Source organism: Mesorhizobium sp. M1252 (genome assembly GCF_040318265.1).
In the GTDB taxonomy this organism is placed as follows: Bacteria; Pseudomonadota; Alphaproteobacteria; order Rhizobiales; family Rhizobiaceae; genus Mesorhizobium.
Genome location: NZ_JAMYLX010000001.1, coordinates 201,266 through 226,499, shown reverse-complemented (window position 1 = coordinate 226,499; position 25,234 = coordinate 201,266). Strand labels below are relative to the sequence as shown.

At 61.3% G+C, this 25,234-nt stretch carries 29 protein-coding genes and 1 tRNA gene; all 30 read right to left on the bottom strand.

The window, feature by feature from the left end:
- Window positions 1-53: 53 nt before the first annotated feature.
- Window positions 54-728, bottom strand: a complete 675-nt coding sequence (locus NKH22_RS01135) for a protein-L-isoaspartate O-methyltransferase family protein (RefSeq protein WP_352908801.1) — start codon at window positions 726-728, stop codon at window positions 54-56.
- A gap of 108 nt (window positions 729-836) precedes the next feature.
- A tRNA-Cys gene (locus tag NKH22_RS01130) sits at window positions 837-910 on the bottom strand.
- Between the two features lie 101 nt (window positions 911-1,011).
- Entirely contained in the window at window positions 1,012-1,992 is a 981-nt protein-coding gene (locus NKH22_RS01125) for a tyrosine-type recombinase/integrase (protein ID WP_352908800.1), read from the bottom strand.
- On the bottom strand, window positions 1,973-2,347 hold the full coding sequence (locus tag NKH22_RS01120) for a hypothetical protein (RefSeq protein WP_352908798.1): 375 nt from the start codon (window positions 2,345-2,347) through the stop codon (window positions 1,973-1,975). Before NKH22_RS01120 ends, NKH22_RS01125 begins: the two co-directional genes overlap by 20 nt.
- Window positions 2,348-2,760: 413 nt before the next feature.
- On the bottom strand, window positions 2,761-3,171 hold the full coding sequence (locus NKH22_RS01115) for a hypothetical protein (RefSeq protein WP_352908796.1): 411 nt from the start codon (window positions 3,169-3,171) through the stop codon (window positions 2,761-2,763).
- Between the two features lie 68 nt (window positions 3,172-3,239).
- Complete coding sequence (locus NKH22_RS01110) at window positions 3,240-3,422, bottom strand: hypothetical protein (protein ID WP_352908794.1); 183 nt, start codon at window positions 3,420-3,422, stop codon at window positions 3,240-3,242.
- A gap of 238 nt (window positions 3,423-3,660) precedes the next feature.
- On the bottom strand, window positions 3,661-3,882 hold the full coding sequence (locus tag NKH22_RS01105) for a hypothetical protein (protein ID WP_352908792.1): 222 nt from the start codon (window positions 3,880-3,882) through the stop codon (window positions 3,661-3,663).
- 10 nt (window positions 3,883-3,892) lie between these two features.
- On the bottom strand, window positions 3,893-4,273 hold the full coding sequence (locus NKH22_RS01100) for a beta-sandwich lipoprotein (protein ID WP_352908790.1): 381 nt from the start codon (window positions 4,271-4,273) through the stop codon (window positions 3,893-3,895).
- Window positions 4,270-4,575, bottom strand: a complete 306-nt coding sequence (locus NKH22_RS01095; RefSeq protein WP_352908788.1) for a hypothetical protein — start codon at window positions 4,573-4,575, stop codon at window positions 4,270-4,272. Before NKH22_RS01095 ends, NKH22_RS01100 begins: the two co-directional genes overlap by 4 nt.
- A complete protein-coding gene (locus tag NKH22_RS01090) occupies window positions 4,572-4,781 on the bottom strand; it encodes a hypothetical protein (RefSeq protein WP_352908786.1) in 210 nt (69 codons plus the stop codon). The genes NKH22_RS01095 and NKH22_RS01090 overlap by 4 nt, the downstream gene beginning before the upstream one ends.
- Window positions 4,778-5,080: a hypothetical protein gene (locus NKH22_RS01085; RefSeq protein WP_352908784.1), complete on the bottom strand. Its 303-nt coding sequence runs from the start codon at window positions 5,078-5,080 to the stop codon at window positions 4,778-4,780. The genes NKH22_RS01090 and NKH22_RS01085 overlap by 4 nt, the downstream gene beginning before the upstream one ends.
- 2 nt (window positions 5,081-5,082) lie before the next feature.
- Window positions 5,083-5,385: a hypothetical protein gene (locus NKH22_RS01080; RefSeq protein WP_352908782.1), complete on the bottom strand. Its 303-nt coding sequence runs from the start codon at window positions 5,383-5,385 to the stop codon at window positions 5,083-5,085.
- Window positions 5,386-5,482: 97 nt separating this feature from the next.
- Window positions 5,483-5,758: a hypothetical protein gene (locus NKH22_RS01075; RefSeq protein WP_352908780.1), complete on the bottom strand. Its 276-nt coding sequence runs from the start codon at window positions 5,756-5,758 to the stop codon at window positions 5,483-5,485.
- Window positions 5,758-5,946, bottom strand: a complete 189-nt coding sequence (locus NKH22_RS01070) for a hypothetical protein (protein ID WP_023805362.1) — start codon at window positions 5,944-5,946, stop codon at window positions 5,758-5,760. The genes NKH22_RS01075 and NKH22_RS01070 overlap by 1 nt, the downstream gene beginning before the upstream one ends.
- A gap of 71 nt (window positions 5,947-6,017) precedes the next feature.
- Window positions 6,018-6,782, bottom strand: coding sequence for a GP88 family protein (locus NKH22_RS01065; RefSeq protein ID WP_352908778.1), 765 nt, complete (start codon window positions 6,780-6,782; stop codon window positions 6,018-6,020).
- 1,155 nt (window positions 6,783-7,937) lie between these two features.
- Window positions 7,938-8,084 (bottom strand): hypothetical protein, encoded by a 147-nt coding sequence (locus NKH22_RS01060; protein WP_352908777.1) that lies wholly within the window; start codon window positions 8,082-8,084, stop codon window positions 7,938-7,940.
- Between the two features lie 184 nt (window positions 8,085-8,268).
- Complete coding sequence (terL, locus tag NKH22_RS01055; RefSeq protein WP_352908775.1) at window positions 8,269-9,990, bottom strand: phage terminase large subunit; 1,722 nt, start codon at window positions 9,988-9,990, stop codon at window positions 8,269-8,271.
- 67 nt (window positions 9,991-10,057) lie between these two features.
- Entirely contained in the window at window positions 10,058-10,303 is a 246-nt protein-coding gene (locus tag NKH22_RS01050) for a hypothetical protein (protein ID WP_352908773.1), read from the bottom strand.
- A 10-nt stretch (window positions 10,304-10,313) separates the two neighbouring features.
- Window positions 10,314-11,885 (bottom strand): GDSL-type esterase/lipase family protein, encoded by a 1,572-nt coding sequence (locus NKH22_RS01045; RefSeq protein ID WP_352908771.1) that lies wholly within the window; start codon window positions 11,883-11,885, stop codon window positions 10,314-10,316.
- A complete protein-coding gene (locus NKH22_RS01040) occupies window positions 11,882-12,115 on the bottom strand; it encodes a DNA packaging protein (protein WP_352908770.1) in 234 nt (77 codons plus the stop codon). The genes NKH22_RS01045 and NKH22_RS01040 overlap by 4 nt, the downstream gene beginning before the upstream one ends.
- The gene (locus tag NKH22_RS01035) at window positions 12,112-12,282 is read right to left on the bottom strand and encodes a hypothetical protein (protein ID WP_352908768.1); all 171 of its coding nucleotides are present in this window, start codon (window positions 12,280-12,282) and stop codon (window positions 12,112-12,114) included. The genes NKH22_RS01040 and NKH22_RS01035 overlap by 4 nt, the downstream gene beginning before the upstream one ends.
- The gene (locus NKH22_RS01030) at window positions 12,279-12,647 is read right to left on the bottom strand and encodes a hypothetical protein (protein WP_352908766.1); all 369 of its coding nucleotides are present in this window, start codon (window positions 12,645-12,647) and stop codon (window positions 12,279-12,281) included. Before NKH22_RS01030 ends, NKH22_RS01035 begins: the two co-directional genes overlap by 4 nt.
- Window positions 12,648-12,651: 4 nt before the next feature.
- The gene (locus tag NKH22_RS01025; protein WP_352908764.1) at window positions 12,652-13,452 is read right to left on the bottom strand and encodes a glycoside hydrolase family 19 protein; all 801 of its coding nucleotides are present in this window, start codon (window positions 13,450-13,452) and stop codon (window positions 12,652-12,654) included.
- Window positions 13,453-13,514: 62 nt separating this feature from the next.
- Complete coding sequence (locus NKH22_RS01020; protein ID WP_352908762.1) at window positions 13,515-13,889, bottom strand: hypothetical protein; 375 nt, start codon at window positions 13,887-13,889, stop codon at window positions 13,515-13,517.
- Window positions 13,886-15,472: a phage tail fiber domain-containing protein gene (locus NKH22_RS01015; RefSeq protein ID WP_352908760.1), complete on the bottom strand. Its 1,587-nt coding sequence runs from the start codon at window positions 15,470-15,472 to the stop codon at window positions 13,886-13,888. Before NKH22_RS01015 ends, NKH22_RS01020 begins: the two co-directional genes overlap by 4 nt.
- Before the next feature lie 6 nt (window positions 15,473-15,478).
- Window positions 15,479-19,276 (bottom strand): hypothetical protein, encoded by a 3,798-nt coding sequence (locus tag NKH22_RS01010; RefSeq protein WP_352908758.1) that lies wholly within the window; start codon window positions 19,274-19,276, stop codon window positions 15,479-15,481.
- Window positions 19,276-21,267 carry a hypothetical protein gene (locus tag NKH22_RS01005; protein ID WP_352908756.1) on the bottom strand — a complete coding sequence of 664 codons (1,992 nt, stop codon included), beginning with the start codon at window positions 21,265-21,267 and terminating at the stop codon, window positions 19,276-19,278. Before NKH22_RS01005 ends, NKH22_RS01010 begins: the two co-directional genes overlap by 1 nt.
- On the bottom strand, window positions 21,267-21,728 hold the full coding sequence (locus NKH22_RS01000; protein ID WP_352908754.1) for a hypothetical protein: 462 nt from the start codon (window positions 21,726-21,728) through the stop codon (window positions 21,267-21,269). The genes NKH22_RS01005 and NKH22_RS01000 overlap by 1 nt, the downstream gene beginning before the upstream one ends.
- Before the next feature lie 481 nt (window positions 21,729-22,209).
- A complete protein-coding gene (locus NKH22_RS00995) occupies window positions 22,210-24,588 on the bottom strand; it encodes a phage nozzle protein (RefSeq protein WP_352908751.1) in 2,379 nt (792 codons plus the stop codon).
- Complete coding sequence (locus tag NKH22_RS00990) at window positions 24,589-25,191, bottom strand: phage tail tubular protein A (RefSeq protein ID WP_352908749.1); 603 nt, start codon at window positions 25,189-25,191, stop codon at window positions 24,589-24,591.
- Window positions 25,192-25,234: the final 43 nt, after the last annotated feature.

The following is a 25,234-nucleotide window of genomic DNA, read 5'->3' as shown; positions in this document are numbered from 1 at the left end:
ATTGTTCAATCGCAAGCCAACATGACAGAGTCTTTGCTGCAAGGCAAAATCACTTAGAACTCGAAGGCATGAATGCGTTCAAATCCGGGTAGTGGCTTAATTGCCGCATTAAATGCCCGTCTTCCGGTTACAACCCCCCCTGCATTGAAAAAGAGCCGGGCTACGCCCGCATTGCCCTCCCCTTCCACAGCCACCAGCCGGCCGCCTTCGGCAAGCTGGTCAAGCAGCGCCGCAGGCACTTTCTCGACGCTGCCGCCGATGAGAATCACATTGTAGGGCGCCTTGGCGGCATGACCTAGCGGCAGTGGGCCGGTGACCACGGTGACGTTATCGCAGCCCTGCGCCGAAAGCGCCGCTTTGGCTGCTTCCGCCAGTGTGGTATCGCTTTCCAGCGCCACGACGGATTTGGCCAGCCTGGACAGCAGCGCCGCGGAATAACCGGTGCCGCAGCCGACATCGAGCACCGAATCGCCGGCGTCGATCTCGGCCAACTGCAAAAGCTTGGCCAGTGGCGACGGCTCCATGAGGTAGCGCGCACCGCTGCCATCGGCGCCGTCGGAGATGCGGATATCCTCGTCGATATAGGCGAGAGCCTGTCGGCCGGCCCCGACAAAGGCCTCGCGCGGCACGGCAAGCATGGCATCGAGCAATGCTGCGTCGGTCACATCGGTGGTGCGGACCTGGCCGTCGACCATCTTGACGCGAAGTTCGGAGAAATCAGCGCTCATGTCCCAACCAATCCGTCAAAGCCAATGCGCTGAAATGCGCTTGTCGCGCCGACACTGCGGCGCATTCGACCGGAACTCAAGCCCCCGGCATGCGGGAGTTGAAGCGATTGGAGGCCTCGCCCGGAATCGAACCGGGGTGCAAGGATTTGCAGTCCTCTCCATGACCACTCTGGCACGAGGCCTCAACGCTGCGTTCCGCGCAAACCCAATAGGTTCAGGGTATAGGAACGTCAAGCGGCTTTGTCACAGCTGGCACACATTTGGCACAGCCTGTCACAGTGTGTCACGCTGCCATGGACAGCGCTTTTGCGGCTACGTCGAGATCGTCAGGGACGAGGTTCGTGTAGCGCATGGTCACCTGAATGCTCTTGTGTCCGAGCCACTTCATGACCATCGGTAGGGGCACCCCGGCGATGACCAGCCGGGTAGCGCAGGTATGCCGCAGCATGTGCGGGACGAACTCGTCCTCATCGACCTTGAGGTGCGCCTTGAGGCTCGCCCAGTGATCGCGGAACGTCCAGTAGGGCATGAGTTCCCCAAAGGGCGTCGGGCTGTTCGTGAGCTTGCACACCTCGGCCCATGCCTCTGCAGCCTGGGGCACCAGAGGGACCGTGCGGGTGGTCGAGGTCTTCGAGAGCGTGTGGTGGAAGATCACGCTGCGGCCCGGCGTCACGCGCTTGCGGTCGAGGGTCAGCGCCTCGTTCATGCGACAGCCGGTGTAGAGCAGGAAGTTGAACAGGTGCTTGGCCACCGGCTTGCCGATGTGGTCGAAGTATAGGTTGACCGCCCTCTCCTGCTCGCGGGACATCGTGAGTTCCCTCGCGTTGCCCTCAGGCTGACGTGCCTCGGTGAAGTCGGGCAGCGTCATCAGGCGACCCTTGCGCTTGGCTTCCTTGAGGAGCTTCGTGAGGTTCGCCATCTTGCGGTTGATCGTGCCGCCCTGCTTGCCATCGCGCTTCATGCTGATGACCATCTTCTCGACCAGCGCGTCGTTGATCTTGTCGAGCGCGGTGTCCCTCGGGATGTAGCGGTAGATGACCCGCCAGTTCCCCTCGATGTATTTGCGGGACTTAGCGGTGCCCCACAGCTTGTCGAATGCCTCGTCGACGAAGTCGCCAAGGGTGTTGGCAGCGGAAGGCTTGTAGCCACCCTCCACGGCCTTCTCATAGTCCTCAGCCTCAGCCTGGGTCTTGAACGAGACGCGCTTGCGCACCCCGTCGACCAGTACGTCGGCCTGCCAACGGTTACCCCGTAGCCTTGCCATAGCTCTGCACTCCATTGACCAAATCCTTGATGAACGCTCGGCCCTTGTTGGTCAGGACAAGGGAGCGCTTCCGGCGATCTTCACCGAAACCGATAGTGATCATTTCGTAGCCACCAGTCATTTCCTGATGGCCCTCGCCCCAATAGTAGGCGTTGCGGGATGCAGCGCCGGACTTGATGCCGACGTTCTTCTCGATGTCCTGCACCGAAATGTCCTCGTGTTTGTAGTTCGCGACCGCCACTTCCAGCAGGGCCAGGACGGTGGACACCTGCATCTTGCTGTCGAGTGTGTTGAAGCGCCGCAGCGCGTTCATGATGACGGTCAGTGCCTTCAAGTCGGACACGTCGGTGGTCATTGGTAGCCCCTTCTCCTGTTAGGCCGCTTTTACCTCCTCTAGCCGGGAGGTCGCGTTAGCGGTAAATACTGCATTTGAGCATTCCACGATAGCCATCAGTGGCTCGTGGACCTGAAAATCTTCCGCGCCGGGGAAGGTCCCCGAGGCGACTAGGGAGTGACCGATCAGACAAGCGTCCCAATGGTCATTGGTTCCTGCCCGTTGCTCACCAACGAGGAGGTTGTCTGCATCGTAGAATGTAATCCGCATTTTGGGGTAAGTCCCGAAGAAGTGTTATTCTTGTTGGGGGGGACAGGAGCCACCCTCGCTGCTCCTGGGTAGTCAGTATAGGACGTGCGGCGTCTACCCGCTGTGAAGTGGGATCATGATCGGCTCTCGATTGTTTCCGGATTGTTTCTGGAATGTGTCTCGAATTAAGATTTGCTGACTCCTCTGTCAAACGCCAATGGGTCCATTTTGGTCAGGTCCCGGCTGGCCCTCAGCACGGCCCGTTCTACCTGACCGTAGAAGGGCTTAACGTGGGAGCCTTCGACCTGCGGGTTAAGACGCATGACGGTGCGTCTACCTTCCCTTACGACAGACACACGGCCTAGTTTCATTAGCTCGCGCACATGTCTTGAGACCGAGGTCCTTGGGTAGTGGGTGACGGCCACGAGGGACTTGAGGTCCATCGGTCGGTCCTCCATTTCACCCAGGCGGATCGCCATCAGCACGAGGGTGACCTCGGGTGGCTCTTTGAGCTTCGCTAGGACCGCGCCGTGGATGTCGAGGATCATGCGGATCAGGATGGCCCGCTTCTGATACTCCGTATTATCGTTAACCATGTTGAAAGCTCCTCACCTACAACACAAATGGTGAGCGGACTCCCTCGGTTCCACTGTACGGTTTCGTACTATTCTCGGGATGCCGGGGCGATCTCGCGGCGGATCAGCGTCAGGGCGTTGTCAAGCCCGTAATAGGCGCTCTTGATGGCCCGCTCGGCCTCGTCGAGCTTGTCGCTGGCGATCTTCTCGATTGAGATCGTGCCAGCCACAATGGCGTCGGTGAGCAGCAGGATGACTTTCTGTTTGTCCATGAGGGTACTCCGGTTCACTCGGGTTCAGTCGTTGCCGTCGAGCCAGCGGTCGAGCCAGCCTTGGCGGTTCGTGTCGGTATAGGTCATGCGCTCCCCCTGATGGCTGAGACCAGCGACCAGATGGCCAGCCCCGTTGGAATGCCGAAGGCGAGCGCGGCGAGGACGTATTCCATAGGAATTATCTCCTAAGCATAGGTGATTTGGGGTGGGGTCGCAAGTACGTTTTGTACGAAGCATCCTAGTCCACCCTCCAGGCATCGAGCCGCATGGGCTTCTCGCGGACCTCGATCTTGCAGCGCCAGCCAGCCATGAAGGACGCGACGGTCTTGCAGGCCTTGCGGGTCCGGTGGAACCCGAGGAGCGTTCGCTTGCCGTCAGCATACTCGACGGCGAGGAGCCAGTTGTGGCCGCGCTCAGTGTAGGCGTTGAGGCGCTGGCAGACGTAGGTTGGGACGTTCATTGGGAACCTCTCAGCGGATTTCGATGTCGGGGAGGATCGCCAGCGGCTTGAAGACCACGCGGTAGTGGTAGGCGCTGACAGCCTGCGGCTGCAGCTGCTCGACGAAGTAGGTCACGTTGTCGGACAGCCCGAGGAAGTGCTTCTTGAAGGCGGTCGGCCCCGTCTTGCATGTGACGGTCAGCTGCTTGGTGGTGTCGGCGTTGCCGAGCGAGCAGCGGCCTTCGATGGTCAGCATGTAGTCGCCGGTGATGCCGTTGTAGAAGACGATGCGCCGGTCAATCTCGAAGTAGTCAGCGGCCTTCGACAGGTTCTGCGAGGCGATGTCGGCGTCAGTACACGCGGCGAGCGCGGCGACCGTGAAGGCCAGGGTGGCGGCGAGGAGCTTCTTCATTTGTAGATGCCTTTCATTCGCTGCTCCCAGTCCTTCACGAGGAACAAGGGGACGCAGTCTGGTGGGTTGTTGGTGATTTCGTTGCGGGCCAGCACCTCCTCGGGCACAGGCTCCTCGACGACCTCGACGTAGCGGTGGATGCCGTCGATGCCGCACAGGCCGTTGAGCAGCGCGGCGAGATCGTCGCGGCTCTCGATGCGAAGGGTATAGGTTCCACTCGGCGGCAGACCCTCGGCCTTGCGATAGGCCTCGGCGTCGTTCTTCATGGTGAACCAGCGGCGCTTGACGTTGTAGACGATCATAGCTTGACCCTCTCCAGCCACTGACAGCCCCGCTGGTTGCGGATGCTGCGCAGGATGCCGGTGTCGCGGCCTGCCATGTGGACGCCCTTGTAGGCGTAGGACAGCCATGCGGCCTGCAGGTACTGCCGCCACTCGCGGCCCCACTCAGCCTTGAAGGCCAGCAGCGCCTCGCGCTCCTCGGCGGTGATTGGGGTGCCTCCGGTCATCGGTTGCCTCCCCGCTCGTACTCGTCGCGCCAGTCCTGCTCAGGCCCCTCGTAGGTCTCGACGCCGTCGTGGAGGTACCAGAAGCCCACGTCGAGGACGTCGAGGCAGTCAGGCTCTTGGCCGGTATAGGTCTTGCGCCACTCGTCGAGATCGACACGGACGTAATCCGTATAGCCCCGCTCCGGTGGGCAATCGGGATCAGGCAGGGTGCCCCCGTCGTCGTAGGACAGGACGTTGCCGGTGGTGGCGTCGACCGTGAGGGAACCCCACGAGCCGTTGATGGTGACGGTCTTGGTCATGGCTAAAGCCCCTTCACGAGAGCGGCCATCGGCGAGTTGTCCGTGTGGTCGCTGATGACGTCGTCTTCGTTGCCATGGACGAGCCAGATCGAGCCCATCTGGTTGCGTGTGGCATCCCAGAAGCGAAGCGTGGTTTCGTCGGTGGCGTGGCATTCAGCGGTGATCGCTTCGAGGTCGACCGACCGTCGCAAGGCCCATTCTTCCCCGTCGAAGACTGAGACCGAATAGCCAGCCGCGAGGGCTCGCTTAAGGATGGCGGTGATGATGCGCTTTTCGGTGATGTTGGCGTGGGCTGGAAAGGCCATTAGCGGTCACTCCTCAGGGTTGCGATGAAGAACACGGCGCAGCCGGTGATCAGTGCGGACCACAGGACAGCGGCGACTAGGGTTTCGGTTGCGGGCATCAGGCCCCCCACACGCGGGATAGGAAGTCGGTCCAAGCCTCGTCGGTGAAGCCCATCTTGCTGGCCTCGAACTCAGCGCCGGTCGTGACGGACACGAAGGTGCCCCGCTTGGTGCGGTGCGGCTGGACGACGTGATAGGTGTCGAACTGGCCCGGCCCGACTTGCTGCCAGCGCATGGCGCGCTCGGCGTCAGCCTTGGTGTAGGCGTCGAGGTGAACAGGGCAGCATTTCTTGTAGCCGTAGACGGCGAGGCAGAAGAAATCGCGGGTTGTCATTAGAGGTACCTCAGGGTTTTGCCTTCGAGATCGTTGATGGCCACGCGGTAGCCACGGTCGACGGTGCCATCGGCCCAGCGGACGACGCCGTGCTGGATGTGGAAGCGCTCAGCGCTCTTGATGGACTGACGGGCGATGCGCTCGGCGCGGTCGCGGTTGACAAACATGGTGATGTCTTGCGGTGCCATGGGATTGCTCGCGGTATAGGTTTGGGTTGCCTTAGGGTGCCCCTAGCGGAGACACCCGGTTAACGGAGAGATCAGCCGACGACAAAGCCTGAGGTGTCGCGCTTGGCGGGACCCTTGGCGTAGAGCCCCACGATGACGCCCTTGGGATCAGTGAAGCGCATGTCGGTTTCGTCGCCGTCGATGACGACGCGGTCGAACTGCGGAGCCCGCCAGTAGAAGCCCGTCAGGCTGTCCCGGTGCGCCTTCGAGCGGTAGACCACAGCGACGTTTGCGCCAGTCTCACGAGCGGTCTTGGTGATGGCGTCGGCATAGGCCGGGTTTGCTTCGCTATAGGACAGCGTGAGGCTGTAGTTGCTCGGCAGCGACCGATAGGCCCGCTTGTAAATCTTGGTGTAGTCGTAGAACTGCACCTCAGGGAACGCGGCGAAGATCGAGGTATAGGTTACCCCATCTCGGCTGCAGGGATGCGCCACTTCCCACTGGATGTCGCTCGTGCCGTTAAGACGCACTGCAGCCTTCACTTGTTTCTTGGCGCAGTAGCGAACGAATGCGGCGATGTCCTTGACCAGATCGGCCATGAAGGTCTCGCGGCTCTTGAAGTACCGTTGCGTCTTGGCAATCCGCGCCTCGACGATGCTGGAGAACATGCCAGCGCGGCCAGCCTTGCTGAGACAGCCTAGCTCGCAACCAGCCTGCCCTGCCATTGGGCACACGTTGCCCATGAGAGACTGAGACGCTGGCGCAAGGTACATGATGGCGGTTTCGTAGTTGCCGAGCTTGTCGCCCTTGATGGTCTTGGCATTGCCGCCGCTGCGGATGGTCTTGGACTTGAACATCGGAGAGTTCCCGTTAAGCGTGAGAGTTGGACATAGCTTCGCCGTCGTGAAGCCATAGAAACCCAGAGAGCCCCTGAGTTTGTATGGCTCCACCACTTGATGGTCGTGGTGAAGGATCAGCGCAATCGGGTGCTACCCCTTAGGACGTTGCGCTTTCCGCCCGGTTGCCTATCGCTTGCAACCCGCGCCCCGTTTATGGTCTTAGGTGACCTATTCGATTGTCAAAGAACATGCGGCCCGGCTTGGCCACCCTTCCCGGCATCAGGCCCCGAAGGCCCCGTCGCCGCCACCGCTCGTCTGGTGTGATTTGAATGTAGCCTCTCGGTTATCGGAGGGAAATAAGAATTTTCAGAAATCGTATAAGCTATTGATTTTGTTATGATCTTTCTTTGCCGTCAACGGTACGTTTCCGCTATCGGAGAGGCTTTTTAGACCCATGAAACCACAAGAAATCATGAGTCAAATCAATGTGTTAGTCGAGGTCAAAGCCTGATTTGCACCATGCGAAACCATGCGAACGGTATAGGATCGCCCTAGATCAGGGATCAGAACGCGCACGTAAGGGTCACCAATGGTAACTAATGGGTCTCGGGTTGAACGTATGGCCAGCCGATCAGGTCAGCGCCGGTAAACGTGAGGAACCCTCGGGTTTCCCTTGGGGCAAAAAAGGTGGGATGGCACAGATGGGAACGAATGTTCCAAGATGGAATGAACGTTCCAACCCATGGGCAACCCTCGATCTAGCAGGGCGAGGAGTATGCATCCAGTGAGAGCCCTAATGAAATCAATGGGTTAGCATGTGCTTGTGCCATGATCTGTGCCAGCGATGGCGCGTATAGGGCGGATCACAGGTCTTCTAGGGGGGCCACGGGGGGAACTGGGGTCTCTGGTGTATACGTAAGGGGGAACAAATTTTTCTCAAAAAGGTTCGTGGGGACCAACCCAAGGGAAACCTGAGATGCCCCGAGTCTACTACGGCAAGCGGAAGAATGGATGGGGACTGACCCGCAAGGGGACTCGAGAGTTCCATGAGGCTCACTGGGCCGTGCCCATAGAGGAGACTGGGGTCGACGTGCCGGTGCATGAGGTTTCCTCGGGGGGCCTCTGGCTCGGGACTCTTGACGAGGCCACAGGACAGGACCTAACAGTCGATCCTCAACCCAAGTCTGTCAGGAAGGAAGCATGATCCGGTCCATCATTCTGTCTCTCGCCCTCGTGGCGTCCACCCAGGTTGCCCTGGCGGGTACCTACGAGAACCACATCATGGTCTGCACCAATCGGTGTATCGATCAGAGTGATCATTCCCAAGCAGCCTCCTACCAGTGCAAGCAGTGGTGCGAGGATCACGCAGAGGATCAAAACTAAGGTTCGATAGGAAACCCAAGTAGGAGGGAACTTATGGGGAAACCTTTGTTAACGGAAGTATCTCCCCTCTGTATGGGTCCCTAATCGAAGGGGACTACATCTAGTAGCCCCCCTCGTTCACTCACACAATTCTCTTCCCAGCCCAGGACATCCTCTGTTGCCCGAAGGCTGAGTTCAGGGGGCTCTGGTGGAGCTTGGCGATCTGAGCCTCCATCCATTCCTGATGCTCCCTCGCGACGATCTTCCCAGCATCCTGGTTCATCATCTCGACGAAGTGTCCGATCAGCATAGCCAGGGCGTCCACGCGGTCGTCGAAGCGCAGCGCGTCCTTCTCCCGGCAGATGTGGGTCATCTGGTGGAACACGGACTTGTGGTTGCGGATCAGGCTCTCGTACTTCTGGATCGAGGCGTCGTCCTTCTCGAACACGTCAGGGTCGACGATCAGCCTATGGGAACCGATGACCGGCTCCAGGATGTCGAGGATGCGCTGCTCCTTCATGGTGGTCGAGCGGACCTCCACGATCTCAGCCGTCACGCCCTTGCGGAGCAGGACGGGTTCGAGGAGCTTGGCGAACATGCCGTCACCGAAGTTGCTCTCGATGACGATGGTCTGGATGCGGTGCCGCTTGGCGATGCCGACCAGGGCGAGGAGCGTGTCCTCGTCGTAGCCACCCTGGAGACCACCGGCCTCAGGGACCCAGGTGTTGCCCGCGAGGTGCAGGCCCACAGCGTAGCCCGTCTCGTCCTTGCCGCGCCCCGAGGGATCGATCGACATGACGCGGTGCTGGTAGTCGAGGAACTCGTTGGAGTGCCCTCCTGGGGCATACAGGCGGTCGCCAGCCATGCCGTGGTTCGGGAGGTCCTTGAGTTCCCTGTCGGGATTGGGGAGCCAGAAGACGTCCACTGGTGCCTTCTGAGGGGGCACCGGCATGATGATCAGGTCCTTGAGCTTGAGCGGGTAGCGCTCCTCGTCGGAGAGCTTGGTGTTCAGCATGAACTGCAGCTGGTAGCCAGCGGCCCCGTACTCGGCGCGGCGGGAGATCAGTTCGTCCATGTCGAACCGCTCAGGGTCCGTGGGCATTCCGTACTGCTTGTTGTGGAACATGCGCAGGATGCGGGGTGCCAGGTCTAAGCCGTACCCGGCGATCTCGTCGACCGTGGGAACCTGCGAAGGCCAGATGCGCTTGGTGAAGGTCTCAGGCAGCTTGTTGTAGATCGAGTCCTCGGTCTGCGGGGTGCCGAGGTAGATGACGCGAGCGTGAGCCAGGGGCTTCAAGATAGCCGAGTATTCACGGGTCTTCTCGATGAGCAGATCGCGAGCCGCGACCGTCATGGAGTTGTTCATGACCTCGACGTCGTCCGAGACGATGATGTCGGCGCGACCACCGGTCAGCTGGCTGTCGATGCCCTTCGCGAACACGCTAGGGGTCTGGTCGGGCTCAGCCGGGCCGACGTCGAACTCGACGCGGGAGGAGCGCTGGTTGGCCTTGGGCTTGAGGAAGGCAAGCTCAGGGACCGTCTGGATCAGCTGCTGGCAGAAGATGACGAAGTTGTCGGCGCGGTTCTTGGACGCCGAGACCACCATGATCTTAAGCTGGGGGTTGCAGTAGAGGCACCACAGGACGAACGCCGCAGTCAGGAAGGACTTGCCGACGCCACGGAAGGCCTCGATACAAATCTTGTTCGGGCCGTGCTGGAGGAACTGAGCGATGTCGTACTGAGTTGGCGTGGGGCTCGGGAGCCTCAGGTGCTGCCAGATCAGCCAGATGAAATTGCGGAGGTCCTCGCGTAGAGGATCAGGGCTCGACATCGAAGTCGAAGCCAGCAGGGTTTGCGTTGACAAGAGGGAACTCGGGGATGGGCGAGAGGCGAGCGCCTGGGAGCTTTAGGCCCCCAGGGCACCGCGGATTTTAACGGGCGTCCCGCGCCACCGGTTCGAGAGCGAGCTTGGCGTCACCCGTCAGGGTCGCCGTGAGAACGCAGTCGGGCAGCGAGATGTAGCCCACGGCACTCGCGGACTTCGCGAGGTCGGCCAGGGCAACGCCGGTCAGGCCGTTGAGGCTGATGGTGACGGCGGTCGTGCCGGTGCCGATCAGAGCCTGATAGCAGTAGTAGCCCCGCTTGAACTTGGTCGGGGTGGCAGTGACAAGTAGCATGTGATTTTCCTTATGCGATTAGGACGCCGGGCGAGATGCTCTCGGCGCTGCGCCCTGCAGGGTTGGCAGCAGAGATGCCGCAAGTGATCGTCTTCCCGCTGTCAGCGGCAACGAGCGTGTACGTGGCGGCGACACCAAGCGTCTGGCTGATGAAGACACCGTCTCGGTACCAGCGGTAGGCGAGCGTCTGCGCGATACTGCCCGAGTTGTTGTTCCAGGTCCCGGTGTTGGCCGTCAGAACCGAGCCGACCGTGAGGGTCCCTGTGGGTGCTGTCGGGGTGACCGAGATGGTCGGAACGGAACCCGCATTGCGCTGGGTCCGAGGGCTCGTCTGCTTCTTGCAGGAGACGCCATAGATCGTTGCCGTGAATGCAGCAGCGCCTGCCGCAGCGGCCACCCGAACGGTCGGGCGAACTGCAGTGGACTTGGCGAGCCACACGGGGGTCATCGACTTGGCCCTGATGGGCTGCACCGCTGGATCGAGCAGGAAGCCCGAGGCGTAGTAGTTGGCGGTGTTGAGGTTGTCCTCAAGGCGGGAGACGATGACGCCACCCGACTGCACGTCGGCGGACATCTTAAGCCAATCAGTTCCCGCCACCGTGGCCACGTTGGTCGTGGGTCGAACGCGGAAGGTCGAGGCCGAGACGCCAGGAGTGACGTTGAGGGTCCACACGCCACCGGAGACGGAGGACACGGCGGTCGCGGTCGTGCCGGAACCGTACTCAATCGTCCAGCCTGCCGGAATGGTTCCCGTCAGATTGGCTCCCACGCCATTGGTGCCACCAGACCCAGCGATGGCCGGGCAAAGCTCGGCGTTCGGGTTGAGGGCCATGATGTCGCCCGGCGCAATGATCGTCTGGAGCTTGGCGAGCAGACCACCAGTGGTGGCAGCTGCGTAGGCACCAGCCGCTGAGGGGTGCAGGCCGTCCGTTTGGTAGGACACGTCAACGATGTCGTCACCGTTGGGGTCGTATCCGGCCCACAGGTCGATGAAGTACACCACGCCAGGGTTTGCCGTGGCGATGGCCGCGAGGCCGACGTTGGTGGCCTTACGTCCCGCGATGCGAGCCGGGGTGTTCTGCACGGTGCCGGTGGGGCGAACGCCGATGATCAGTAGACGCTTACCGGCCGCGATCACGTCATTGGCGAAGGCCTGGGCGTTGGCGATTGCCTGGGTCTGCGCCGAAGCGTTCTCCAGGCCGTCGTTGGTTCCAGCCGCCCACACATAGAGGCCAGCCCCTTGGGACAAGCCGTTGGACTTGCGGGACAGCACAGTGGTGGAAGTCTGCCCGGCGTAGCCCTGGTTGGCCCCGTAGAACCCGCGACCGTAAGGGACGTCGTAGGCGTCCGCCGCTGCCCACACGTCAATGTTGAAGCGGGGATCGAGCGCGAGGCACTGCTGCATCTCGCCGTTGTTGTTGGCCGCGACGGAGAAGTTCGAGGTGCCTGCGGAGACTCCGTTGTTGTACTCCATGATGCTGTCGCCCATGAAGGTCACAAGGGTACCGGCAGGCAGCTGTGAGGGGGCAACCACAGGCGTGAAGCTCGTGGTCGCCATCAGGATCAACTGGAGGGCCTTCACTGGGTCACCCCCGAGAAGTCCTCGTCGTCATTAAACGTCGGGAACTGCCGGGCGAGGCTGTCGAGTGCCCCGCCCTTCCCCATCACTGCTTCGATGCCATTGTCCTTGAGGAACTTGATGGCGTTCGAGATGTCAGCTGCAGAGGCCTCACCGCTCTTGACGCGGTCAGTCAGTTCCTTTGCGACGGCGGCATGGAGGAGGTCCATGACGTCTTTCGCGGCTGCGCTCATTCCTTGCCTCCCTTCACGAAGCTGATGATCTTGAGGACCGTCAGGACGATGCCGAGGATGGTCAGGATGGCGGCGAGTGCCGGGTTGATCGTGGCGAGCCACGTCACCCAAACAGGAGACGTGACGCCTGAGACGGCGAGGCCGACTGTGTTGACTTGGTGGATCACTTCTTCCACCTCCCGAGGATTGCCTTCGAGCCGTCCACGAGGAACAGGGCCGAGATGATCCAGCCTTCGTATTCGTCGAACGGGGACGGGAGCGGGTGAACCACCCAGCCGTATTGCGGGAAGGTCGAGACCCAGTTGAGGGCTGACCAGTGGACGGCCATTGGGATCACGAAGAACAGCTGGAACCACCACGTCCGACCGACCATGAGGTTGGCCTGGGCGTTGACGTAGGTCTTGGTGACCTCAGCCTTGATTTCTTCCTTCTTGGTCCCGTCGTCCATCTTGTGGTCGATGGTGTCGAGGATACGGTCGAGGGACCCGCCAGTGATGAGGCCCAAGGCCCACTTTGCGAATTTGAGGAACATTGAATTACTTCTTGAGGACGATGCGGAGCAGCGTGACGATGAGCTTCACGATGATCTTGAGGACCCCTCCGGTCTGGTTGATGCCAGCGGGGGTCGTGATGGGTTCTGGCGTTGCCTCAGGCGGCGCAGGAGGCGTGATGACGATGCGGGCGTCAGCCAACACCTTGGTCACCTTGGCAGGCGCTGGTGCCCCGCCCTCGGCTCGACCTGAGGCCCTTAGGGCCGCTTCGAACTTGAGGGCGATCTTGCCGATCTCCAGCTGCTTGTCAGTGCCGTTGATGATGCGCCGACCATTGGTGAACTCACGGAGGTCTTCCGCGTCACTCTCGTCGATGCCGTCGAGGTAGTCGCTGAGTCCCTTGCCGGTGAACCAGCCTTCGAGCATCCCGACAAAAAGGATCTGAACGGCGACCACAGGGTCCAGCGCGAGGTCAGGGTTACCGATCAGGTCGATGCCCAGGCGCTTTCCGGCTCTCAGGTAGTTGGCACGGCCAGTCAGCTGCACGTAGCCACGGCCACGGTATAGGAAGCCGTCGCCCTTCTTGGTGTTGCCAAGGCGAGCGCCGATCTTGGTGCCGGGCTCATACTTGTCGAAATAGGAACGCTTGCCCAACTCGTGGATGGGCTGCATGGTCTTGGCCGTCTCCCAGGCGGGAGTGGCGAGGATGTAGGCGAGGAACTCAGTGTTCACGCCGCGCTTGTCGGCCTCGGCCAGGATGAGATTGATCCCGTTGACTTGGTCAGTCGTCAGGGAGCCGCCGAACACAGTCGAGCGGACACTTGCGAAGAAAATGGAGGGGGTCACAGGATTGCCTGGGATGGGGCGAAGGGCCACCCCGAGGGGAAACTCGGGATGGCGTAAGGGTCTTAGAGGTCCTGGGCGTAGGCCCACAGACTGTCGATCTGCACTGGGGTAATCGAGAAGATCGCGCCGAGGCCTTCGACGAGCGGATGGGACCGCTTGAAGTAGGTGGCGTATTTCCACTCGATCTGACCGGCAGGGTCATTCACGAGCGCGGCGTCGACCTGGGCCTCGGTGATGCCGATGGACAGGAGGGTGAGCCTGAGCTGCCTCGGGGTGATCGGCGGCAGGTCGATGACCTGGGCGGACCACGAGGAGCCGTCCCAAATCTGCCGTGCGTCTGCCGGTGCCGAAGGAACCTCAAGGGCTCCCTCGGGCGGCTCAGCGCCGTCAAAGCCACCGAGGTAGGCCCCGGTGTCGTCTACGAAATACTTGGTCATGCGAATGCCCTCACAACGTATTGCCAGTTAGCGGGTGTGATGTTGAACCGGCCAGCACTGGTCTTGTTGATGACAGCGAACACCCAGGTGTTGTTGCCGAACCTGACGTTCAGGTTGGTGGCGTCCGGGACGATGGTCGCGTTCGTACCGCCAGTGCCGGTGTCGTGGTTGTTGACGTTCACCATCACTTCGTCACCGACGGAGTAACCACCCTCGGCGGTGAGGCACTTAATGAAGCCGAAATACAGGACAGGCTTGACGCCCAGCCCGTGGGCCAACGTCAGGGGTCCTGAAACCGTGATGGTCTGCGCGGCGCTCTCGTAGAACTTCTGGAGCTTGGCGGTGGAACTCTGGAGGTAGCGGGCGTCATTGGAGCCGATAGGCAGGATTTGCCCGCCGTTCCACGACAGGTTCCCACCACCGGTCAACTGGAAATCACCAGTGCCCGTTTGCGAGATGATGAACGTGCCGTTGACGCCAGGGTTGCGGATGATACGGGCTTCGAAGTCCGTGGCAAGTGCTGCACCGTGGAAGTCAATGTACGAGACACCGTCAACAGTACGGCCCGAGCCAAGTTCGACAGAGGCACCACTCGCAGTCAGCTGACCGGCGCTGTTGGCAATACCAACCGTGAGCAACCCGTTGATGTTCAAGTTACTCGCAAATGTCCTAGCAACAGCCAAGATGTTGGTGACAAGGTCTGTGATCGAAAGCTTCTTCAAGCCCCACGATGCAGCGCTGTCTACAAGTGCCAACTCGTCCGCACCCGCAGGGGAAGCCTTGGAGGTCGCTCCATGGATTGCGTTGGCAATGCTGCCGGTCACGTAGCCCATGGCCTTGCGAGCCCAGTGGAACGCAGAGAACTGACCACCGGAGACCGGAGTGTCCTCGACCTCAGTGGCCCACTTCTGAGCCAGATCACGGGCGGTCTCAGCTGCAGTTTGCGCCGTCTGCGCGGCAACCTTGGAGGCGTCCGCACCAGTCTTGGCGGTGTCAGCACCAGCCTTTGCCGTGTCAGCCCCAGCCTTCGCGGTGTCCGCTCCGGTCTTGGAGGTGGCCGCATTGGTAGCTGAGGTGGCCGCAGCGCCCTGGCTGGCGAGAGCAGCAGCAGCCGAAGCAGCCGCAGCAGTCTTGCTGGCGTCAACCGCGACCTTGTCTGCGTCGAAGCGCGTGTCGACGTAGGTCTTGTTGGTGGCGTCGTTGCCCACGGTGGGCGTGGCGACGTTCTTGACCTTGAGGTTGGTCGCATCCCAGGAACCGTCAGCGGCCACCTGCATGGCGTTGTCGGCAACCTCCTCCGAGACGTGGAGGGACTGCAGGAACGAGCCGTTCAGCTGGCTGTCGACGAGGATCGAGCCGTTGATGTAGGTGTTGACCGGAGCCTTGGAGGTCTGGCGGTAAATCTTGAGGGCACCCACGGGGGCCGTGGTGAACCGGATCATGTAAGTCGAGAGGAACGTAAACGGGACCGAAGCCCCGTTCACTGTAGCCTTCACGAACGTTTGAGACAGATACTCGAAGGGAACCGAATAGTCCGTCGTCGACCCCGTAGCGCTGGGGTAGAACACGTAGCTGTTGGCCATGTAGCCCTATTTGATTGCGAAGATGTCATCCAGCGTGGAGCCCCTGGTCCGTTGGACCTGAGCGCCGATGCCCTTGGCGACCTTTTCGGTCACGTCGAGTGTCTCTGGAGAAGGCAGGCGAACGCCGTAGCGGTCGTCTTTGAAGATGGTCGTGTCGACCACGAGGTTGTGCTTGAGGTAGTCCTTGGCGTTCTTGGTGTAGGCACCGAAGATCGTCTTGAACACCTTCACCCTGGCTTCGGGTGTGAGGGACTGGTAGCCCTTGGTGTCGATGGTTCGACGCAGCGCGGCCTCCAGGGTCTCCCCTTTCTTGATCAGCACCTTACCGATGTCGATACGGTCGCCGGTCGTGGCCGTTGGCTTGAGGAGGTCCTTGTCGGCCTTGCCCTTGTAGACGAGATCGCGGTAGCGGTCCCAAGCGTTGGCCCCATCGACGGTCTTCATCTTGGTCAGCGAGGGAGCCTCACTGCGCGTCAGCCAGTCCAGCTTGCCCGGTTGCACCCCGAGGTTCTTCCAGTAGGCGGCGTCAAAGACACCGTCTGGTCGATCCAGGGAGAGCCCCAGGTCCCCGAGAGCGTTCAGGCGAACGTACTCGGCCCTGAGCGGGTCGTCAGTCTTCACCGGCTTGCTGTTGAGCGGGTCCATGCCCCGGTACTTGTCCTCGACCGGGTGACCGAGGAAGTCCAGGCGCTTGTAGCCAGTGTGGAAGCCAGCGGATGCCAGCACCTCGTTGAGGAAGCCCTCAGCGCTGTCCTGGGTCCAGTCGCCATTGACGATGCCCTGGTTCTTGCCAGCCATACGAACCGCGCCGGGCGTGAACGCCTTGACGTAGTTCTCAGCGAACGTGACGAGAGCCCGAGGGTCCCCATCCTTCGCAACCTTGGCCATGGTGTCCCAAAGGTCCCCAATGCCCCGCAGGCCCGACGCATCGGACATGAGGTTCAACGAGAGGTACCCGAGGGCTGAGCCGTAGGTGGTGGCGTAGGAGAAGGCGCTGTCGTTTGGCTCGACGTAGTTCCCGTTCTGCATCTGCAGCTGGTTCTCCCGCTTCATGTCCTTCATCACTCCGAGGAGCATGAGGGGCGCTGAGTACGGAAGGAGCCGGGTCAGGTCGACCGCATGGCCACCAATGATGATCGACGACGCAGGGTACTCCTGCATCTGAGCCATCTTGGCGTCCCAGCCCTTGTAGCCAGCCGGGCCAGTGATGTCGATCTGGCCACTTTCCATCAGAGCCCAACCGGCACCCATGGTGAGGTAGCCGAGGCGCTGCCGACCGATCGCTCGCTGTTTGGCGGCGAGGCCGTTGGCTCCCGAGAAGTCATCCATGAACTTGGTGAGACCCACGAACTTGCGTCCGTACTTGGTCTTCCCGAGGAGCGTCATGACCACAGCCGGGATGGGCTGGACCGTCTGCATCGAGTTCGACGAGATGTTCACGAGGGTGCGCCAGAAGGGGATCGAGCCCTGGGCGAAGGCGTTGACGATGGGGTTCGGATGGTTCCTCAGGTTGTCCGCGAACTGCGCCAGCTTGCCGGTGGCATAGCGGGTGTCGAAGGCAGACTGCCAGCTGGTCGAGGCGACGTCGATCTTGAGGGCCGGGTCGAGGATGGCACCATTGGCGTCGAAGACGCTGCCGACGTAATCCTTGGCGAGGCGCTTGGCCTCCACCTTCCCTGCCCCGCTCTTGATGGCGAGATCGTAGCCGTCAGCGTAGGCAACACCAGCTGCCCTCCAGACCTTGGAACCCTCGGATGCCGAGTGAGCCAGTGTCGCAGCGAAGTCCCACATGCGGTAGAACATGTACTGCGCCCACTTCTTGTCGTCGGCCAGGGTCTTGTAGTCCTTCTTGATCGAGTGGGAGCCGTCGAAGATGTCGAAGTCGTCGAGGGACCTTCCGGTCTTGTAGACATCCTTCATCGCCTTGAAGCCACGGTTGGTGGCCAGGGCATAGCCTGCGTATTCCCTCCAGGCTCGCTTCACGTTGCCCCGAAGGACGTGTTGTGAGATCGGCAGCAGGGCGTTGTTCAAGGTGTTCGACACTGCTTCCAGGGTCGCCGTCGAGAACTGACCGAGCATGGCCGAGGCTCGCATGTCGTTGAAGTAGCGGAGCCAGGAGCCCTCAAGGGCGTTGCGCTGTTCCTTCGTCAGCCGGGCGAGCCGGTTGGAGTTGAGGTTTTCGATCTGACCCGCACGGGCCGCGTCGAACTCGTCGAACATCCGGTACAGGTCGTCCAGCACGTCGAGGGTGCTGTAGCCCAGGTCTTCCAGGCGGTAGGCGTTCGCTGCGATGAACTCGGCCTTGCTGGAGAACAGGTGGTAACCCTCACCCAGGCCTTCCTTGACCTTGGCCTGCATTTCACGCTCGGCCTCGTCGAACATCTGGAGGGTCCGGTCGTCGAACCTGCGGCCCTGACGGAGATGGAAGGCGTAGCTCGATGACGTGCCGATCTCGCGGTACATCTCGGCCAGCACACCCTTCGACTGGTAGTAGTCAGCCGACAGGGACTTCCAGGTCGCCTTGGTCTTGAGGGACGGGTCCTCGCGGATGCGCCTGATGATCTCGTCGAGGTTGTCTTCGACGTGTTCCAGGGCGGTGCGCAGGACGGCGGTCTTGTACTCGTGGCCGGTCGTCGCCGCCTCGGGGAGCTTGTCGATCTCCTTGACGAGCTTGACGATCTGCGCGGTGTCCTTGCGGTGGATGGCCGAAGCCACCTGTTCCGCATGGGCCGAGTATTTCAGGCCGCGCTCCTCGCCCACCACTTCCCGCACACCGGTCTTGGTGTTGTAGGAAGCCACGCGCTCCTCCAGGGCCTTGACGGGACCCAGGAGCCTCTGACGGAGGTCCTGCGCGACGTCTTGGGGTATAGGAGCGGCCTCAGCCTCGGTCTTGATGATCGGCTTGCCGAAGTCCTTCTCGGTGATGTCAGCGATGATCGCGTCCTTGGCGACCTTCTTGCGAATGGCTGCGCTCTCCACCGGAGGCGGAACCTCGTCAACGGCCTTGCGAGCCGTGTCGGTCAGGATGTCCTGGGCAGTACCTGCGGAGCCTGGAGTGTCCCTCAGGGGGACCCCGTTGGCGTCTGCGATCTGCTTGAGGGAGTTCATGTCGACGAACCCGTCAGGGACCCCCTTGATCGTCCGGTAGACCCTGCCGATGGCGTGGGACAGACCAGCGGTCGCGAGGTCGACGATGAGGTTCGTGGCGAAGCTCTTGGCGGTCTTGGCCTCCTGGCTGTCCTCAGGGTTGACCACGAGGATGTCAGGCACCGCGCCGTCGACATAGTCGTTCGCGAGGTTGGCGAGGTTGTCCTCGTCAGAGAACGTCAGGGTCGAGATGCCAGCGCCAACGATGGCCGCAGGGACCACGCCACCGGCAGCGAGAGCGCCACCAGCTGCAGGAGCGGCCTGACCAGCGACCTCAGCGAGGCCCTCGCCAAGTTCCTTCTCAGTCGAGAACTCAGGGTTCACGCTGTCGGAGTAATCCTGCAGGGTCTGCGCAGTGCCCTCAAAGCCGAGCTTGCTGGCAGCTACTGCACCCGCCTCTGCCGCACCCTTACGGATGTCTGGCATGGTGACCATCTTGGCGATGGGACCGAGGACGGTGCCGCCGAATGTGTTGCCTGCGGCGTAGGGGTTCTCGACAATGGCCTGAACCTCCTCTCGGGTCTTCCCGCTAAGAGCTACTGCGTCGTCGATGAAGTTGGGGAACTGATCGGGGTTCTCGCGGTAGGCCTTGGCGAGTTGGGCGGATGGGAGTTGCGTCCCATCTTCCTGAGGGACCCAAGGGGAGGTTTGATCCATTATTGATTTCCTATGTTCGCGTACTCAGGACGGGTTGTCCGAACCTGCGTCTCCTGCGCGTGAAGCGCGAGGATGTGCTGCTGGACCGTCTGAGCGGCTGCTTGAATGTCTTGGAGCGAGGGGCGCTTGCCGTCGTTGGCCTTCATCAGGTCATCGATAGCGACCGCCATCTGGGCGTCGAAGATCGTCTTGTTCTCGTCGCCGGGGATCATGAGCTTCATCTTGTCGATGGAAGGCTTGACCGCTGGCATCGAGAGGATGGGCTTGGCCTGCTTCTGGATCGTGAACTGATCCATGGCCTGGGCGTAGGTCTCTTGGTCGATCTCGCCGTTCGCGTAAGCCTTGAGGGCATCCTGGCCGAACGTGGTCTTGCCGTAGTTCGCCGTCTTGAGGAACCCATCGTTGTCGAGGGACTCGGTGTCGGCTGGCTTGGTCTGGAGATCGAGGAGCTTCTGGTAGACGTCGTAGTTCTTCGTCCGCAGGGTCGCCATGGCTTCGGTGTCCCGGCCACGAACGGCCTTGTCAGCGAGATCAACGATCTCCTGGGTAGCCTGCTGCTCCTCCATACCAGCCTTCTGCTGGCTCTCGGAACGGAGCTTGTCGCGGGTTGCCAGGACGCGCTCGCGGTCAGCCTGGGGGAGCTTCTTCGCGGCCATGATGTCTTCAAGGTCTTCCCGGTCAGCTTCCTTGGGGTTGCTCTCCAGGTAGCGGATCAGGCTATCAGCACGGGCAGAACGGGCCTCCGTGGTCGGAACGCCGAACTCGGCATCTGCACCATCATCGGTCGCGTCGTCATCGTTGATTGTCCCGAGGCTGATGCCACCCTTGCTGTCGGCCTTGATGACCTTCGCCGGGTCCTGCAGGTAGGCCTTCTTGAACTCGATGAGAGCCGCGAGGGTCTTGCGGGACGAGACACCAGCCTTGTTGAGGCCGTCGCCGTCGTACTCGCCGCGACCGTCAGTCTTCTTGAGGGAGGCGAACTCCTTCGCGAGACCGCTGTCGAGGAACTGCTCGGCCGAAATCTTGTCGTCGAGATAGTCCTTCATGCCACGCGTCTGGACGAGGCGCTGGAAGATCAGCTGATCCTGCATGGCCGGGGTGAACTTGGCGTCCAGCGGAATGCCTGCGGCCCTTACGGTGTCCCTCAGGGTACTCTCGATGAACTGGTACTTGCCCACGGCAGAGCTACCGGCACCCATGTGCCTCCACTCACCGCGCTTCTGCCAGTCGAGGACCTCTCCGACGGTCATGTCGGTGAAGCGAACGCTCTGGTTGCCTGCGTGTCGGTGGAAGGCGTTGTAGTTGCCTGCGCCCTCGCCACCCGAGATGTTGTCCATGAACGCGCCGAACGCGCCACGCTCCTTGTTGGTCGCCATCTCGACGGCCACGCGGCTGTCCATGCGGCTCTCAAGGGCCATCTTGTTCTTGGTGGTGATGAACTTGTCGAGGTTCCCGGCGTGGGACTTCGTCATCTCCTCGAACACGCCACCGATGCGGGTGACGTAGCCGTGGTAGTAGGACTGGTCGGAGCCCTGGAGCTTCCCGAAGATGCCCTTCTGCTGGTCTGCGACGAACTTGGAGAAGGCCTTGGGGTCGTCACTGTCCGCGAGACCCGACTGAGCATAGGCGTCCCTGAGGGCACCTGCGGCCAGATCGGCGTCACGACGGCCACGGTTCAACTCGTAGGCGTCCATAGAGCCTTCCTTGCCGGTCAGGAGGCCGAACACGCTGTCGCCCTTGGCGAGCCTCAGGCGGTCCTTCTCGGCTCCCATGGAGGCCAGGGAGGCAAGCTGTTCTTGTTCCGCCTGGGACTGAGGCTTGTCGGCAATCTGCTGACGCTTCTTGGCGGCCTCAGGGACCGCGTTGAGCAATCTGGCGAGCGCCACGCCGGGCGTCGACCGGTCATCGAAAGTGTTCCAGTCGACCTGCTTGGTCTGGATGTTCGACGTCTCCTTGTAAGTAGGGACGCCGCTCTGCTGTGTAGCTGGCATTACTGGAAGGCTCCATAGTTGCTCATGCCGGATGTCGCGATGTCCATGAAGGCGGTCATCGGGTTCACGGCCTGGGTGTTGATCTTGTTCTGCGCGGCGATCTGCGAGGACTTGCCTGCCATGACGTAGTTAGCCTTGGCGGCGTCGGCGCGGTCGCGAGCGTTAGCGATGGATAGGGCCTGCTGACGGGACTGTTCGGCCAGCCTGAGGCCTGCCGTGTTGCCTGTCATGCCTGCACCTGAGGCGATTGCCGTGGACTTGGCGCGGTCGCCCTCCAGTTGGGCCTGATAGCCGTCCTTGAGAGCCGCGTTGTTCTCGACAACGAACTCACGTTCCTGCTGGGCGTACTCCAGGTTCGTCTGCTGCTGCACCATTGCTTGGTTCTTGGATGCAGCTGAGGCCTGACCGGCGACACTGGCGATGCCAGACCCGATGCCCAATACGAGACCGAGGTCACACATTGTATTTGGTTCTCCGAATGGTGAAGGGCACGAAGTTCTCGCCCAAAGGACCCATTGGAAGCGGGGGCAGAAGCTCTGCGCCGCACAATCTCAGCCACCTGTGGTGGGCCGTATTGCTCTCGTGGGTGAAATTCATGAGGTACTCGACCGAGGGCCGCTCCTCGAACCATCTTTTGAAGGTCGAGCGGGTGGTCTCAGTGAGCGCCTTGGGCAACTTGAAGATTGCCGGTGTGCCACATGCCCAAATCAGGGCTGCGCGTGGCGTGAATTGACGGATACCCCACAGCATCGCCGGGGGTTCGCCGGAAGGACACCCAACCTGGGCCTCCTCCGACAAGTGAACCGATCTTTGCAGACCGGAGAGGAACCGCGTGTGCCCATACGTGGCCATAAGCTCACGGACATCAGCGGCCCTCAGGTTTTCTGCGAGGTACGGGAGGTCACCCTCTCGGACCCCCCGTATCTCATAGTTCATTTGGGGTTACGTCCTGCGTTTCTTGGCGCGGTACGAGCCGTCCCACTCAAGAGTGGAGAAGCGGACACGCCACGGCGTCGTTCCGGTGATCACGAGGTTCAGAAGCTCCCCTGCCCCATTGACGGCAACGCGGAACTCGCCGCTTTCGAGGCTGAGAGTGCCCAGGTTGTCGCCTGATGCACCCACACGGAAACCTGAGAAGGTCGAGGTGTAGGTCTGTCGGGCGGTGGGGGTGAACTTGGTCGTGAAGGGACCGGAATAGTTGTAGAGGATCGAGATGCGCCGCAGCTGCAACCTGCCGTCCTGAATGGCCACCATGTTCTTGTCGCGCAAGTAGATCGGGCTAAGCGTCCACGAGAAATCGTAGCGGAAGCCGACCACGAACTGGCTGTTCGTCAGGTTCACGTTCTTGAAGGTCAGTACGGCACCAGCCAGGGAGGCCGGGACGTAGGTCTGCGCCTTCGGAGCGGAACCCATGTTCTGCGGAGAGATCACCAGGGCGAACTTGGAGAGGTCCCCAGGGATTGGCGTGAACGGGAGGGTCACAAGGGTGTCGGCCCCCGAGAGGGTTCGGGTCACCTTGGTCTCCTCACAGCCCATGTCGAGCAGGATGCTGCGCTTGTCGAGCTTGGTGTCCGCGCCACTGTCGAAGATGTGCTGCGTCAGGTTCAGGAAGCCGTTGTAGGCCACCGCTACCACCAGCTTGTCGCGGCTGTAATCGATGCTGTAGACGGAGCCGGTATAGGACCAGTCCTGCCAACTCGATTGCACCTTACCCTCGCCGTTGAAGTAGTAGTTGTAGAGCCACAGCCTCGACCGGTCGGTCTTGGAGACCACCATCAGGTTGTTGTAGGTCGACGAGCCAATGACCTTGTAGACCCCGGTGGGGACGTACTCGGGCACGGCATCGGTGATCGGTAGGGCAACCTCGGTACCGAAGGTCTTGTCCACCTGGTACTCCCGCATCGAAGCGAACCCTTGGGTCCCGTAGTCATCCACGAAGGCGACGTTGGGACCGATGAAGCTCGGCTCGACATCTTGGGAGTTGTTGTAGGAGTTGACCTTCTTGATCGTGACGGTGTTCGGGGACAGAAGCCCCTCGCTGTCAGCGGAGATGCGGAACTGGTCGAACGCGGTGAAAATCAGCAGACCCTCGGCAAACTCCTTGGCGAAGTTGGCGGAAGCGCCTCGGCTGTTGGCCGCTGCGATGTCAATCGGGTCCTCGTCGAGCAGCTGCGTACAGGTCTGCCGGTAGAAGTTCTCGAAGTTGCTGATGCGTGACGCGATGAAGTTCTCGTCGGACAGGACGCACATGCGACCCTTGTAGAGGAACATGCTGCGGATGGTGCTGCCCACAAAGCTCGGCGTCGGGTTGCTGTCGGCGTCCCCGATCTGGCGACCAGGGTACGTGTTGTACTTGAGCGTGAACGTGCCGTCCTTGTTGTCCTTGAGGATCACCGGCATGGTCGTGTCGTCGGGCTTCTCGTAGGAGTTCCACCCGTAGGTTTCTTCCCACCGGCCCTGCTTGTACCAGACCCAGTAATCATCGCCTTCGTCGTCCATGGCTCCCTTGACGAGAACCAGACGGCCCGACTTGTCGATGTTGGGGAGATCAGTGAACTCCTCAATGTAATCGTTGTAGCCCGTCATCGCTTGATCGCCGTAGTCGTCCTTCGTGGTGATGAAGTCTCCCTCGGCAGCGAGTGTGACGGAGATGACTGACCCGGCCACAAGTGCGTTGGTCACACCGTTGGTCGTAAGGTTCGTCGAGATGGCCGTGGCGATCTGCGAGGCAGTCTGACCGTCGGTCTCTTTGTTCCCCTTGAGGACACCGTTGTAATAGACGGAGTAGTTGTTCCAGCCAGCGCCACGCTGCTTCACCCAGGCGGTGCCGTAGCGGTTCGGGTTGAGCCGGGCAACGCCACCATCAGTGATCCCCGAAAGGCCACTCTCGGCAGTCACGGTCTTCGTGACGGTCTTCGAGCGGTTGTAGATGAACGTCGTGTCGGCCACGGTGACGAAGCCGAAATTGGCGGCTGCATCAGTGACCCCTGCGAGGTAGGCGTTGGCCCCACCCTCGACGATGATGGTCTGGGTGACGGTGCCCGTGGCGGTGGTCTTCACGACCTTGACGGACCCGTCGTAGATCGAAACGTGATAGTCGCCGGTCGGCTTGTTGATGACGTGGGTGGCCACGGTGGAGCCCGGGATAGGAGCCGCACCAATGTTGCCCAGGAACATCGCCGGGGGCCTCGTCGAGAGGCCGGTGACCACATCAGACCATGTGTTGGTCAGCGCGGTCGAGCAGTTGAGAGCCCGGATTTCCGGGGGCTGTTGGGATACGCCCCCAATCAGGTTGGGGATCGCGCTGGAAACGAATGCCATTTAGAGAACCGTGCCGCTTGGGATGCGAGACAGGACGTCTTGGACAGCCCAGGACTGGCGAAGGCTCACCGGCTCGGCTGCCAATTGCTCAGCGTGGAGTTCGGCCATGGCCTTCTGTTCGTCTTGGTTGTCCTCCTGGGCGTTCATCTCGTCGCCGGTCTCACGGACCTGGAAGACCCGAGCGGCCCTGAGGGCGATGTAGCGACGGGCGACGGACGGCAGTTCCTCGAAGTCCAGTCCGAAGACAATGGCGAGGGTCATAGCGCCAGTGAAGGTGTCACCGGATGCCAGGGGCGTCATGTTGTAGAGCTTGCGGCCACGCGAGGTGACCGGGATCGAACGGGATGCGCCAGTGGACCTAACGCTCAGGGCGTTCGGCGGCAGCAGGATGTTTCCGTTGTTGTCGGGGGAAAGTTTGAAGACCTCAGTGTTGAAGAACCAGCCCTTGGACTGGACGTCTTCGGATACCTCGATCAGGGTCTCGCGAGCCTGAGAAGCCTCCAGAGGTAGCTCGCCTGAAAGCGAGTTCACTGGGGTCTCACCCGCATTGCGGAGAATGAGGTTGACAGCGCTAAGCTCTGTCTTGGGGGTGATGGCCACCATGTGGGAATCCTTTGAAACGAAAAAAGGGAGCCCCCCGAAGGAG

Coding starts and splice junctions, on each gene's coding strand:
- NKH22_RS01135 (WP_352908801.1), bottom strand. CDS start 728: ATGAGCGCTGATTTCTCCGAACTTCGCGTCAAGATGGTCGACGGCCAG.
- NKH22_RS01125 (WP_352908800.1), bottom strand. CDS start 1,992: ATGGCAAGGCTACGGGGTAACCGTTGGCAGGCCGACGTACTGGTCGAC.
- NKH22_RS01120 (WP_352908798.1), bottom strand. CDS start 2,347: ATGACCACCGACGTGTCCGACTTGAAGGCACTGACCGTCATCATGAAC.
- NKH22_RS01115 (WP_352908796.1), bottom strand. CDS start 3,171: ATGGTTAACGATAATACGGAGTATCAGAAGCGGGCCATCCTGATCCGC.
- NKH22_RS01110 (WP_352908794.1), bottom strand. CDS start 3,422: ATGGACAAACAGAAAGTCATCCTGCTGCTCACCGACGCCATTGTGGCT.
- NKH22_RS01105 (WP_352908792.1), bottom strand. CDS start 3,882: ATGAACGTCCCAACCTACGTCTGCCAGCGCCTCAACGCCTACACTGAG.
- NKH22_RS01100 (WP_352908790.1), bottom strand. CDS start 4,273: ATGAAGAAGCTCCTCGCCGCCACCCTGGCCTTCACGGTCGCCGCGCTC.
- NKH22_RS01095 (WP_352908788.1), bottom strand. CDS start 4,575: ATGATCGTCTACAACGTCAAGCGCCGCTGGTTCACCATGAAGAACGAC.
- NKH22_RS01090 (WP_352908786.1), bottom strand. CDS start 4,781: ATGACCGGAGGCACCCCAATCACCGCCGAGGAGCGCGAGGCGCTGCTG.
- NKH22_RS01085 (WP_352908784.1), bottom strand. CDS start 5,080: ATGACCAAGACCGTCACCATCAACGGCTCGTGGGGTTCCCTCACGGTC.
- NKH22_RS01080 (WP_352908782.1), bottom strand. CDS start 5,385: ATGGCCTTTCCAGCCCACGCCAACATCACCGAAAAGCGCATCATCACC.
- NKH22_RS01075 (WP_352908780.1), bottom strand. CDS start 5,758: ATGACAACCCGCGATTTCTTCTGCCTCGCCGTCTACGGCTACAAGAAA.
- NKH22_RS01070 (WP_023805362.1), bottom strand. CDS start 5,946: ATGGCACCGCAAGACATCACCATGTTTGTCAACCGCGACCGCGCCGAG.
- NKH22_RS01065 (WP_352908778.1), bottom strand. CDS start 6,782: ATGTTCAAGTCCAAGACCATCCGCAGCGGCGGCAATGCCAAGACCATC.
- NKH22_RS01060 (WP_352908777.1), bottom strand. CDS start 8,084: ATGATCACTCTGATCGATACACCGATTGGTGCAGACCATGATGTGGTT.
- NKH22_RS01050 (WP_352908773.1), bottom strand. CDS start 10,303: ATGCTACTTGTCACTGCCACCCCGACCAAGTTCAAGCGGGGCTACTAC.
- NKH22_RS01040 (WP_352908770.1), bottom strand. CDS start 12,115: ATGAGCGCAGCCGCGAAAGACGTCATGGACCTCCTCCATGCCGCCGTC.
- NKH22_RS01030 (WP_352908766.1), bottom strand. CDS start 12,647: ATGTTCCTCAAATTCGCAAAGTGGGCCTTGGGCCTCATCACTGGCGGG.
- NKH22_RS01020 (WP_352908762.1), bottom strand. CDS start 13,889: ATGACCAAGTATTTCGTAGACGACACCGGGGCCTACCTCGGTGGCTTT.
- NKH22_RS01015 (WP_352908760.1), bottom strand. CDS start 15,472: ATGGCCAACAGCTACGTGTTCTACCCCAGCGCTACGGGGTCGACGACG.
- NKH22_RS01010 (WP_352908758.1), bottom strand. CDS start 19,276: ATGGATCAAACCTCCCCTTGGGTCCCTCAGGAAGATGGGACGCAACTC.
- NKH22_RS01005 (WP_352908756.1), bottom strand. CDS start 21,267: ATGCCAGCTACACAGCAGAGCGGCGTCCCTACTTACAAGGAGACGTCG.
- NKH22_RS01000 (WP_352908754.1), bottom strand. CDS start 21,728: ATGTGTGACCTCGGTCTCGTATTGGGCATCGGGTCTGGCATCGCCAGT.
- NKH22_RS00995 (WP_352908751.1), bottom strand. CDS start 24,588: ATGGCATTCGTTTCCAGCGCGATCCCCAACCTGATTGGGGGCGTATCC.
- NKH22_RS00990 (WP_352908749.1), bottom strand. CDS start 25,191: ATGGTGGCCATCACCCCCAAGACAGAGCTTAGCGCTGTCAACCTCATT.